This window comes from Amycolatopsis dendrobii (genome assembly GCF_014145675.1).
Taxonomy (GTDB): Bacteria; Actinomycetota; Actinomycetes; order Mycobacteriales; family Pseudonocardiaceae; genus Amycolatopsis; species Amycolatopsis dendrobii.
In genome coordinates this window covers 674492-686281 of record NZ_JACGZW010000003.1, presented here as the reverse complement: position 1 = coordinate 686281, position 11790 = coordinate 674492, and the positions used below count along the sequence as shown (strand labels likewise).

Genomic DNA, 11790 nt, shown 5'->3' with positions numbered 1-11790 from the left:
AAGCGGGGAAGCTTCCCGGTTCTGCGCTGTTTCCAGACCACCGTGGCGATCCGGCTGTGCCGGCAAGCGTGATACCCCCGCGCTTGCCGGCACAGTTCTTTCACCCGATCCCGCACCCGCTGCGCCGCCGCGACCCGCCGTTTTCGTCGGCCCTGCCCGCTACCGTGGCGACATGGCACCACGTCTGGCCAACCTGGTCATCGCCGCCGAACAGCCAGCACGCCTGGCCCGCTTCTGGTCCGGCCTCCTAGGCTGGCAGCTCACCACGGAATCCCCGGACGAGGCCACCGTCCAACCCGCACCCGACGACGGCTGCGATCTCACCCTGCTCTTCGCCGCGACCTCCCGCCCGAAGACCGCCAAAAACCGGCTCCACTTGGACCTCTCCAGCACCTCCGGCGAAAACCAGCGCGAAACGGTAGCCCGAGCGGTTTCCCTGGGCGCACGCCCCATCGACATCGGCCAGCACCACGTCCCGTGGATCGTTCTGGCCGACCCCGAAGACAACGAGTTCTGTGTGCTGGAACCCCGCGCGGAATACGCCAATTCCGGTGCCGTAGCGGCGATCGTCATCGACGCACAGGACCCCGCACGCCTAGCCCGCTTCTGGTCCCCGCTCACCGCATGGCCGATCACCGCCGAAGAACCCGCCATCACCACCCTGCGCAACCCCGCCGGCCGCGGCCCCACCCTCGAATTCCTGCGCGTGAACACCCCGAAACACGGCAAAAACCGCCTCTGCCTAGACCTGTCCGGCGACCACCCCGCCGAAGCCGCCCGCATCCAAGCCGCCGGTGCTCACCCAGTCGGTACCCATCAGCCCAACGCCTCTCAGGCCCACTTCACCGACCCTGAAGACAACGAATTCGGTCTCCTGCTCTCAAACTGACCCCACCGCTGTTTCCCGCAGATCACACATTTCCGACCACCCTCTGACACACCCGAAACACCACAGGACACCCCTGGTTACGTGCGTCGGCGACGGTACGTCCATGGACATGCCTTCGACACCCCGCAGCCTCCTCGCGAACGCCACCCCCGACGAACCGGCACACCTGCCTCGCCCCGAGCGAAACCCACGTCACTCCAACGAAAACCTCCCGCCGACCCAAGCCTGGCGGGTACGCGTCCGCTCCGACGACCACCCCGGCACGCTGGCCCGCTTCGCCATCCGACTGGCCGACCTCGAATGCAGCATCCTCGGCCTGACCAGATACCCAGCCCCAGGCGGCGTCCTGGACGAATTCGTACTGCGCCCAGCAGCAGGCTTGCCCCAGCACCTCCTGATAGACGCCCTCCGCGACGAAGGCGGCGACTGCCTGGGGATGACCGAAACCACCATCCCCGCCCCAGTTGCCACCACACTCGCCACCGAAGAATCGATCGCCGACGCCGCCCGAGAACTGCTCACCCCCATCCCGGAAACACCCGCCCCTGCCCGGTCGACGACCGCGGATATCCGAAAAATCCCCGACCCGGCGACACGCACCGAACCCACCTCGCCGCTCGACGCCCCAGCAGTTGCTGACGCGGAGACAACTTCTGGTGCCGATGCCGGACGACGCGACGCATCGGCGTCCCTCGCTGAGCCGTCTTCGGGGCCGCTCGACGTCCCAGCAACTGCTGGTCGGGAGGCAACCCCTGGAGCGAATCCCGGACGACGCAGTGCTCCAGCGCCCTTCACCGGCAAGGAGACGAGCGCCGAGGACACTTCGCGGCCGGTCGACTCTGCGGCAGTCGTTGATACCGGACCTCGCGAGTCTTCGCGGACCACTGCGTCCCTCACCAGCGGGGAGACGTCCGCCGAGGCTTCCGTGCACGAACTCCGTGCCCCTTCAGCAGCGACCGCCTCTGGCTGGGATGCCGCTTACGGACTCGATGCCGAGGCAGGCCGTGCTTCGGCGACTACTTCGCTTCCAGTCGCGGGCGAGTGGTGCATCGGGACTGACATTCGGGAATTGCCCACTCCGGCAACAACTTCCCGCACCGCCGAGGGCGAGACGGCCGCCGAACCTGACGGCGGGAAGGCGCAGGCAACAGCTGATGCCGTCATGCGAGAGGCAGTTGCCGAAACCACCGTTCGCGGACTTCGCGACTCAGCCGCCACAGCACTCGTCGCCGCGCGGCGGGCGATTGTTGATCCGGATTGCCGCGCTCCGATGTTGCGGGTGGTCCTGTCCGCGGATCTCGTGACGCTCGTCCCGGCAAGCGAGGCCAACCCGGGGCGTACCGAAGGCGGGCACCGGGCGGTTTTCCCCTTCGGAGACGGGCAGGCGTTCGTCGCTCGGCGGCGATGGGTGGCGTTCGCCGAACCCGAACTTGCCCAGGCCTCGGCCTTCCTGGAACTGCTGGCAGCGGCGGAGCAGAACTTGGCCGGTCCGGTCGTGCTCGACCGTCCAGACGGGGCGGCGGTCATTTTGCGGGTCGGTACCCCGCGGGACACGGACGCGATCGGCGCGGTGCATCTTCGCTGTTCGGCGAAGACGTTGTTCAACCGCTACCACACGGGGCTGCGCACGGTACCCCGGAAATGGCTGCACCGCTTGCTCATGCCGCCGCGCGGAACCAGCCTGCTCGCGGTGTGCGGCCGGGACGTGATCGGGTTCGGGCAGTTGATTTCCCAGCGAGACGGCACGGCCGAGGTATCGCTTCTCGTCGAGGATGCTTGGCAGCGCCAGGGAATCGGCACGGCGTTGCTCGCTCGGCTGGTCGCCCTCGCCGAGGCCGGCGGGACCACGGAATTGATTGCGGTCCGCCTTCCGGGCAACGACGCCATGGCCCGGACCGCTGTTCGCGCCGGGCTGCGGGTCGAAACCGGCTCGGACGACGGCACGGTGCTCCGGCTCGCCGCCGCCCGGACGCCGCGGGCGGTCAGCGGTTCCAGAACCAGTCTTTGCCCCGCGCCTCGCGCAGCGCCTGCTTCTTCCGGTCGGGAGTGAGCCGGTCGAGGTAGAGCTTGCCGTCGAGGTGGTCGGTTTCGTGCTGGAGGCACTGGGCCAGCACGTCGACGCCCTCGACCTCGATCGGCTCGTTGCGCAGGTCGACGCCGCGCACCACGGCGTGCTTCGCGCGGACCGTCGGGAACCACAGTTCCGGCACGGACAGGCAGCCTTCGCCGATTTCGTGCGTTTCCTCGGAAAGGTGGGCGATCTCCGGGTTGATGACGTACCCGGTCAGCCCGCCGACGTCGTAGCTGAACACCCGCAGCCCGACCCCGATCTGCGGCGCGGCGAGCCCCGCCCGGCCCTCCGGCTGCACGCTGTCGAGGAGGTCTTTCACCAGCGCCTCGATCTTGCTGTCGAACGTGGTCACCGGGTCGCACACGGACTTGAGCACCGGGTCACCGAAGTAGCGCAACTCGCGCATCGCCATGATCGAACGTCCTTTTGTCCACCGAGGGGCCACGAGAAGTCTAGTGACACCACCTGCTTCCCTTGCGCGGGTCCACCGAGCACCCCGCTTGGCCGCACGGCAGAGCCGACCGGACGCGCTCGCGTTCGCGGCTCGGCCGAGCCGCCGCCCCGGCAGTGTCAAGCTCTCAACCGGAGTCCCTTCGGAGTCGCGCGGAAGCCCGCTTCTTGCAGGATCTCGGCCAGTTCCGAGGTCAGCGCGTGTTCTCCGTCCGCGCGCTGAACGGCCAACTGGCCCAGCCAGCCTTCTCGGACCGCGGTCGACAACGCGGCCGCGGCGGCTTGCAGCGCACTGCGTTCCTCGGTGAAGCTCAGCAACGAGCGGCCGCCGCGTTCGACGTACAGGGCTGGGATTCCGTCGACCAGCACCGCCAGCGCTCCGGCTTTGCGCGCTGGGCGGTGTTTCGTGTCGCCTGTCGCGGCGGGCCAGGACAGCGCCGCTCCGTACGGCTGTGCTGGATCCGCGGCGGCGAGCACGACGGCACGCGCGTTGTCGTTTCGGGCCGTTGATGCAGGCGCGGTGCTGGAGAGGGCACGCAGCCGGTCGACCGCGCCCTTCGCAGCGAACTGTGCGGCACCGAGACCTTCGACGACATAGCCGCGGATGACCTGTCCAGTGTCTTCCATGCCGCGCAACACTTTGTAGATCCCGGAAAACCCGCCAGTGACCCGTTCGGTGTCGAGCGCTCCTCGGGTGAGGACCCCGTGCCGTTCCAGGAATGCCTCGGTGCGGGCATGTGCGCGGCGCGTCGGGTCGGCCTCGCGAGGCGGGGTCAGCGCCCAACGGCCGGCCGCGGTCGGCGGCCCGGTGCGCGACGGCATCGCCGGACGGCCGGCGCGCATGCGGGCGTATCGGCCGCGTGGCGCTTGCCGCCGCGGTTTGTGTGCGCCGTGTCCCGCGACCTGCGCGCGCAGCGGCGCGAGCGTGTCGCCGGTGACCAGTCCGGCCCACACCAGATCCCACAGCGCGGCCACCACGGCGCCGTCGTCCGGCGGTTGCTCCAGACCCGGCGTGACCCGGTCGACGAGCTGGCGGAAGAACAACGCTCCGCCTTCCAGCGCCGTCACGATCGCGTCGTGCAGCGGACTGGCCGGCGGATTCTCCTCGACCTCGGGCAGCAGCAGATCCGCGACGTCGGACGGAGCCAGCGCCAGCCAGCCGTCCCCGCCGGAGAGCGAACCGCAGCCTGCCCAGGTGACCTCGCCCGCGGTGGTGAGTTCGTCGAGCAGCGCGGGGGAGTAGCCCGGCAACCGGCTCGGCAGGATCAGCGACTCCACCGCACTCGCCGGCAACGGCGCACCGGCAAGCTGTTCGACCACCGACAGCACGTCGTCGGCCGTCGGCGCGGACCGCAGCCGTGCGCCGATTCCGTGCCACGAGGGCAAGAACCGGCCCAACGCCGCCGGTTCCACGGGCTCGACTTCTGCCCGCAGCCGAGCGAGCGACGCGCGCCGCAACCGCCGCAGTACGGCCGCGTCACAGTATTCGACGCCCACGCCATGGGTTTCCGGATGCCCGACCGGGCTCAGCTCGCCGCGGACCAGCCTGCCTTCACCGGTGAGCCGGTCGAGTACGCCGGTGACGACCGCTGAGCCCAGCCCGAACCGATCCGCCGCCGCTGTCGCGGAGAACGGACCGCGGGTGCGCGCGTAGCGGCCGAGCAGGTCGCCCAGCGGATCCGCGACCGGCTCGGTGAACGCCTCGGGCACGCCGACCGGAAGGGCGACGCCCAGCGCGTCCCGCACCCGCCCGGCGTCCTCGATGGCCAGATACCGCTCCTCGCCGCCGATCCGCACCTGGATCGCGCGCCGTGCCGAGGCGAGCTCTTCCAGCCATCCCTGCTGAATCCCGCGTTCCGCGGCTTCCGCGACGGACAGATCGCCGAGGAACCGCAGCAGGTCCGCCGCGTCTTCCGCGGACCGGGCGTGCCGATCCGTATCGAGCCGCTGCAACGACCGTTCGACCTCGGCCACGGCCTCGGGGTCGAGCAGCTCGCGGATCGCTTCCGTGCCCAGCAATTCGGCCAGCAGCGCGGAATCCAGTGCCAGCGCCGCCGCTCGTCGCTCGGCCAGCGGAGCGTCCGTCTCGTACAGGAACATCCCGACGTACCCGAACAACAGGCTCCGTGCGAACGGCGACGCGGCAGGCGTCTCCACCTCGACCAGCCGCACCTTGCGCGCCCGGACATCGGCCATCAGCTCCCGCAGGCCACCGACGTCGTAGACGTCCTGCAGAACCTCGCGCAGGGCCTCCAGCACGACCGGGAACCGCTCGTACTTCGCCGCCACCGACAACAGTTGCGACGCCCGTTGCCGTTGCTGCCACAACGGCGTGCGCCGCCGCGGATCCCGGCGCGGCAGGAGCAGCGAGCGTGCCGCGCACTCCCGGAACCGCGCCGCGAAGACCGCCGAGCCGCCGACCTCCGCCACGATCAACTGCTCGACCTCCTCCGGATCCAGCAGGACGTCGTCGGCGGTGATGGCGACCTCGCCGCCGTCGGCATCGAGTGCGTCGGGCAGCCGCAGCACGATGCCGTCGTCGGAGTGCGCCACCTGGGCGTCGACGCCGCGGTTTTCCCGCAGCCGCGCGGCGATCGCGAGCGCCCACGGCGCGTTCACCTGCGCGCCGAACGGCGAGTGCAGCACGATCCGCCAGTCGCCCAGTTCGTCGCGGTAGCGTTCGAGCAGGATGACGCGGTCGTTGGGCACGTGCCGGGTCGCCGACTTCTGTTCTTCCAGATACGCCAGCAGGTTGTCGCAGGCGCGCTGGTCGAGCCCGGCCGCGGCGGCCCGTTCTCGCGCCGCTGCGGTGTCCGAAGTGGACAGTTCGCGGACGAAGGCGCCGAGCGCCCGGCCGAGTTCCAGCGGCCGTCCCGCGGCGTCGCCCTTCCAGAACGGCATCCGGGCGGGCTGGCCCGGAGCGGGCACGACGATCACCCGGTCATGGGTGATGTCGGTGATCCGCCACGACGAGGTGCCGAGCAGGATCGTGTCGCCGACCCGCGACTCGTACACCATCTCCTCGTCGAACTCGCCCACGCGCGAGCCGGGTTTGCCCTCGTCGCCCGGCGTCATCACGGTGAACAGCCCGCGGTCGGGGATCGTGCCGCCGGAGGTGACCGCCAGCCGCTGCGAACCCGGCCGTCCGCGAAGTTCGCCGCCGACCCGGTCCCACGTGATCCGTGCCCGCAGTTCGCCGAACTCCTCGCTCGGGTAGCGGCCGGCGAGCATGTCGAGCACCGCGTGCAGCGCGTCGTCCGGCAGCGAGCTGAACGGAGCCGCCCGCCGGACGAGCGCCGCCAGCTCCGGCACCGTCCACGGTTCGAGCGCCACCATCGCGACGACGTGCTGGGCCAGCACGTCGAGCGGGTTGCGCGGGTACCGCACCGCCTCGATCGCCCCGGTCGCCATCCGTTCCGCGACGACCGCGCACGACACCAGATCGCCGCGAAATTTCGGGAACATCACGCCGGAGGACACCGCGCCGACCTGGTGCCCGGCCCGGCCGACGCGCTGCAGCCCGGACGCCACCGTGGGCGGGGCCTCGATCTGCACGACCAGATCCACCGCGCCCATGTCGATGCCGAGTTCGAGCGACGACGTGGCCACCACGCACGGCAGCCGCCCGGACTTGAGCTCCTCTTCGACATGGGTGCGCTGCTCGCGGGACATCGACCCGTGGTGCGCCCGCGCGATGACCGGCTCCGCGCCCGTCGTGACGCCGGACTGCCCGACCGCCTCGGCCGGGAACGCGTCGCTCCGGGACAGACCGGTCTGCTCGGACGCGAGTTCGTTGAGCCGCGCGGTGAGCCGTTCGGTGAGCCGCCGCGAGTTGCCGAACACGATGGTGGAGCGGTGCGCGCGGATCAGCTCCAGCACCCGTTCCTCGACCGCGGGCCAGATCGACGGCCGCTGCACCGCCGCGCCTGCCACCTCTTCCTGGGTGCCGATCCCGCCTTCCGAGGGCAGCTGCGACAGCGACGTGAGGTCGTCGAGCCGCTCCATCGGCGAGGGCGCCGGGCCGTCGAGATTCGCCATGTCCTCGACGGGCACCTCGACCCGCACCTGGATCGTCTTCGCGAGCTTCGGCTGCACGACGGTGACCGGACGGCCGCCGGCGAGGAACGCGCTCACCTCGTCGATCGGGCGCACGGTGGCCGACAGCCCGATGCGCTGGGCCGGTTTGGGCAGCAGCGCGTCGAGCCGTTCCAGCGACAACGCCAGGTGCGCGCCGCGTTTGCCGCCCGCGACCGCGTGCACCTCGTCGACGATGACCGTCTCGACGCCCTTCAGCGATTCCCGCGCCGAGGACGTGAGGATGAGAAACAGCGACTCCGGCGTGGTGACCAGCACGTCCGGCGGGGTTTTCCCGAACGACCGGCGCTCCGCCGCCGTGGTGTCGCCGGTGCGCATGCCGACCTCGATCTCCGGGGCGGGCAGGCCCAGCCGGTGCGCGGCCTGGGAGATGCCCGCCAGCGGCGCGCGCAGGTTGCGCTGCACGTCGACCGCCAGCGCCTTCAGCGGCGAGACGTACAGGATCCGGCACCGCTCGCGCGGGTTCGCCGGCGGCGGTTCCGCCGCCAGCCGGTCCAGTGCCCACAGGAACGCGGACAGCGTCTTGCCGGACCCGGTGGGCGCCACGACCAGGGCGTGCTGCCCGGCGTGTGCGGCCCGCCAGGCCCCTTCCTGCGCGGCCGTCGGGGCGGCGAAGGCTCCGGCGAACCAGGTGCTGGTCGCCGGGGAGAAGAGGTCGAGGACGTCGTTTGCCACGGGATCCATCATGCGCGGCGCCCCCGACAATTTCCGGGGCCCCGGCAGCGGGCTCCGGTCCGGATCCCCTCGTGTGGGTGAGGCGATCGGCTCAGATCGCGTACTTCCACACGGTCAGCGAATAAGCCGAGTACCAGGCCCCGACCAGCACGAACACCGTCGCCGCGGCGATCATCGTGGACTTCTTGCGCCCGGCCAGCCCCATCGCGACGGGCAGCAGGAGCGCGAAGCCGGGGAGGACGAACCTCGACTTCAGGGCAGGCAGCCCGGCACTGCACAGGACCAGCACCAGGACGCCCGCCGCGTACGCGGCCAGCGGCCACGGCATCCGGCGTCCGGTGACGCAGACAACCGCGAGCGCGATCGCCGCGACCATCACCAGCACGACGAGCGTTTCCCACGCGTTGCCCGAGGTGAAAAGCGTCTGCGTGATCCACCGCCAGGCTTCGGCCCCGGCGTCGAAACGCGTGTTCCAGCCGCGAAGCTCCACGTCTTGCCAGCCGGTCACACTGCCGGTCTTCACCGCGACGAACGTCCAGTACCCGAGCAGGCCGAGCGGCGCGACGAAGACGCACACGAGCGCGTTCCACCGCTGTCTGTTCCGCCACACGTCGATGGCCGCGGCGATCACCACGACGGCGACCAGCACACACGCCGTGGACCGGGTGAGCCCGGCGAACAACGTCGCGGTCGCGGCGAGGTACCAGCGGCGTTCGAGCACGCCGACCAGCGCCCACGCGGCGAACGCGGTGAAGAGCGCCTCGGTCATCACCATGCTCTCGGCGATCGCCATCGGCGCGGCGCCCCACAACACCGCGAGCAGCAACCCCGCCCGCTGGCTGTGGACGAGCCGGCCGATCCGGTACATCGCCGTCGCCGCCGCGATCCCGGCGAGCGTCGACAGCAGGAGGCCCGCCCCGAAGTACGTCACCCCGGGCAGCTTCTCGAGCAGCCCGGTCAGCGCCGGATACAACGGGAAGTAGCCGTACGACGCGTCGGGATACGGCAGCCCGGCAGCGTCGAGCGGATTGCTCACGCCGGTGTAGCCGTGCTCCGCGATCTGCAGGTACCACCAGCCGTCCCAGGACTGCAGCCGGTCGCCGAGCGGCAGGTCCCGGGGCGCGGCCATGGCGGCGAGCGCGCCGAGGCCGACCACCCGCACGACGAGGTACAGCACTGCCGCGCGCACGTAGCCGGAGCGGCTCCATCTGCCCGCCGCGACCCGCAACGAGTGCGCCGGGCCGTCCGCCGCCGCCCGTTCGAACTGCTCCCGGCGGGTCTTGTCCGCTAGCTCTGTCATTGCCTCCCCGTCCTCGGAAGACGAGACGTTCCGTTTGTTCCCGGGGTTGCGCGCGCCGCGAGTTTCGCGGGTCCGCACGCACGGTGACCGGGCACGTGGCAGCATCTCCGCCAGCGCTGCTTGAGTCGAGGGGAAATTACTGTGCGGATCCTGTCGGTGGACCTCGGGACGTCCAACACCGTTGCCGTCCTTTCCGCGCACGGCAGGCCGCCACGCGTCGTCGAGGTCGACGGGTCGGCCAACATGCCCTCCGCGGTGTTCGCCGGGGAAGACGGCACGCTCATGGTCGGCCGGGACGCCGAACGTCGTGCGCGGCTCGACCCGACACGGTTCGAGCCCAACCCTAAACGGCGCATCGACGAGCAGACGCTGCTGCTCGGCACAGACGTCGTGCCGGTCAACGAAGCGCTCGCCGCGATCCTGCGCCGGGTGCTCGACGAGACCACGCGCCAGCTCGGCGGCGAGCAGCCCGACGAGGTGCGGCTCACCCACCCCGCGCAGTGGGGTCCGGTGCGCCGCAACGTGCTGCTGAGCGCGGCACGGCTCGCCGGCATTCGCGGAAACGTGGTCCTCGTGCCGGAGCCGGTCGCGGCTGCTGCGCACTTCGCGTCGTTCCCTGAGCGCGCCTTGGCTCCAGGGCAGGCTCTCGCGGTGTACGACCTCGGCGCGGGCACCTTCGACGTCGCAGTCGTCGGCGCGAACCAGAACGGCTACACAGTGCTCGCCGAGGACGGTCTGCCCGACCTCGGCGGCCTCGACGTCGACCAGGCGCTGATGGTCCACGTAGGACGTGAGGTGTCGCACTCGGACCCGCAGCGCTGGCAGCGGCTGCTTCGCCCCGAGTCCACTGCGGACCGGCGTACGCGACGCGCGCTGCAAGAAGACGTGAAGGCCGCGAAGGAGGCACTGTCTCGGCATCCGCAGACAGAGGTGCCGATGCCGGAGCCGTTCAAGGACGTGCTCGTCACGCGCGGAGAGCTCGAAGGCTTGGTGCGTCCGGCAATGCTGCGCAGCGTGGAGCTGCTCTCGCGGACCTTGCGTTCGGCCGGGCTGACTTCGGATCGTCTCGCCGGTATCTACCTCGTCGGCGGTTCGAGCCGGTTGCCGCTGGTCGGGTCGATGATCGCGGAGAAGCTCGGCGTCGTCCCCACGAGTCTCGACCAGCCTGAGACGGCTGTCGCGCTGGGTGCACAGCACGTCGCTAAAGACGGACTGTCGATGCGTACGCAGAACGTCGAGGGCCAAGTGGCGTCAGGTGCGCCGTACGCGCCGCCTGCTGCGCCGCAGGGCGGCTACCCGGCGTACTCGCCGACGCAGCCACAGCAGATGCCGCCGTTCCAACCTTCGCCGGCACCGTCCAACTTCCCGACGTACACGCCCGCGAAGCCGGAGAAGAAGAGCCGCACCAAGCTGTTGATCGGCATCGCGGCAGCTGTGGTGGTCGTGCTCGCCGCGGGATTGACTGTGTTCCTGACAACACAGGGTTCGTCGGTGAAGACGTACACCGCCGATGAGTGCCGTACGCCGGGCCAAGCCGACTCGTCCGGCCTGACCGGCTGCATGCGTCAGCTCGCCGGCAAGGTCGCTGACAACGGCGGCTGTGCTCCCGGCATGGGCAACGGCCCCGCCGCGCCGGCGAAGAGTCTCGGGACCGCGGCGACATGCGCCGCGCCGGGGCGCGCGGGCACTCAGGTGACGTACGTGCAGGGACAGTCGGCAGCGGAGCTGAAGCAGTACACCGACGGACTGCTCTCCTCCGCGGGCGGCGACCGCACCGAAGCGGACTGGAAGGGCAACGCGCTCGAAGGGCACTACGCGGCGGCGGCCGGGCAGTCGTCGGCGGTCCTCGTGTTCACCGTGAAGGACCGGCCTCTCGTCGGTTTCCTCTATCAGGTGAATTCCGGCGGGCAGGCGGCCACTCCGGGCGCGCTGGCCGACTACTTCGAACAGAGCGTCCAGCCGGGGGAGTGATCCCCGTTCGCGCGGGAAAGCTAGCATTCGCCCGATGCGTATCACGGTGTTCCGACGGCTGATGGCCGAGGAGTTCGGGTCCGGACGCGCCGAGATGCTCGCCAAGGACCACGTGTTCAGCGGGCTCGGCGGGCGCACGGTCGAAGAGGCGCTGAGCGCGGGAACGCCGGCCAAGGAGATCTGGCGAGCGGTCTGCGTCGAGTTCGAGGTGCCGCCGGAACGGCGCTGACCTGGGGTTTGCCGGTTCCGGTCGGCGCGAAGGGCGAAAACCGCGGCGCATGGGCGTGTCGCCGCGAGCCTCGAACATCTGTTCGTCTATGGTGTTGTGCACAACGGGGC

Annotated in this window: 7 protein-coding genes; 4 read left to right on the top strand and 3 right to left on the bottom strand. The window is 70.6% G+C overall.

Annotated elements, in window-relative coordinates; translation table 11 throughout:
* The first annotated feature begins 172 nt into the window (after positions 1-172).
* Positions 173-889, top strand: coding sequence for a VOC family protein (locus H4281_RS11535; protein WP_182890844.1), 717 nt, complete (start codon positions 173-175; stop codon positions 887-889).
* Between the two features lie 1270 nt (positions 890-2159).
* Positions 2160-2939, top strand: a complete 780-nt coding sequence (locus tag H4281_RS11530; protein ID WP_237601027.1) for a GNAT family N-acetyltransferase — start codon at positions 2160-2162, stop codon at positions 2937-2939.
* Here the strand turns inward: H4281_RS11530 and def are convergent.
* From def to H4281_RS11515, 3 genes are all read right to left on the bottom strand, one after another.
* Positions 2872-3372 (bottom strand): peptide deformylase, encoded by a 501-nt coding sequence (gene def / locus H4281_RS11525; RefSeq protein WP_037809726.1) that lies wholly within the window; start codon positions 3370-3372, stop codon positions 2872-2874. The two genes, H4281_RS11530 and def, sit on opposite strands and share 68 nt — an antisense overlap.
* Positions 3373-3530: 158 nt before the next feature.
* The gene (locus H4281_RS11520; protein WP_182890842.1) at positions 3531-8192 is read right to left on the bottom strand and encodes an ATP-dependent helicase; all 4662 of its coding nucleotides are present in this window, start codon (positions 8190-8192) and stop codon (positions 3531-3533) included.
* A 79-nt stretch (positions 8193-8271) separates the two neighbouring features.
* Positions 8272-9480: a putative hexosyltransferase gene (locus H4281_RS11515; RefSeq protein ID WP_182890841.1), complete on the bottom strand. Its 1209-nt coding sequence runs from the start codon at positions 9478-9480 to the stop codon at positions 8272-8274.
* Positions 9481-9621: 141 nt separating this feature from the next.
* On the opposite strand from H4281_RS11515, the gene H4281_RS11510 reads away from it, so the two are divergent.
* Entirely contained in the window at positions 9622-11451 is a 1830-nt protein-coding gene (locus tag H4281_RS11510; RefSeq protein WP_182890840.1) for an Hsp70 family protein, read from the top strand.
* Positions 11452-11485: 34 nt separating this feature from the next.
* On the top strand, positions 11486-11680 hold the full coding sequence (locus tag H4281_RS11505; RefSeq protein ID WP_037713086.1) for a DUF3046 domain-containing protein: 195 nt from the start codon (positions 11486-11488) through the stop codon (positions 11678-11680).
* The last annotated feature ends 110 nt before the right edge of the window (positions 11681-11790 follow it).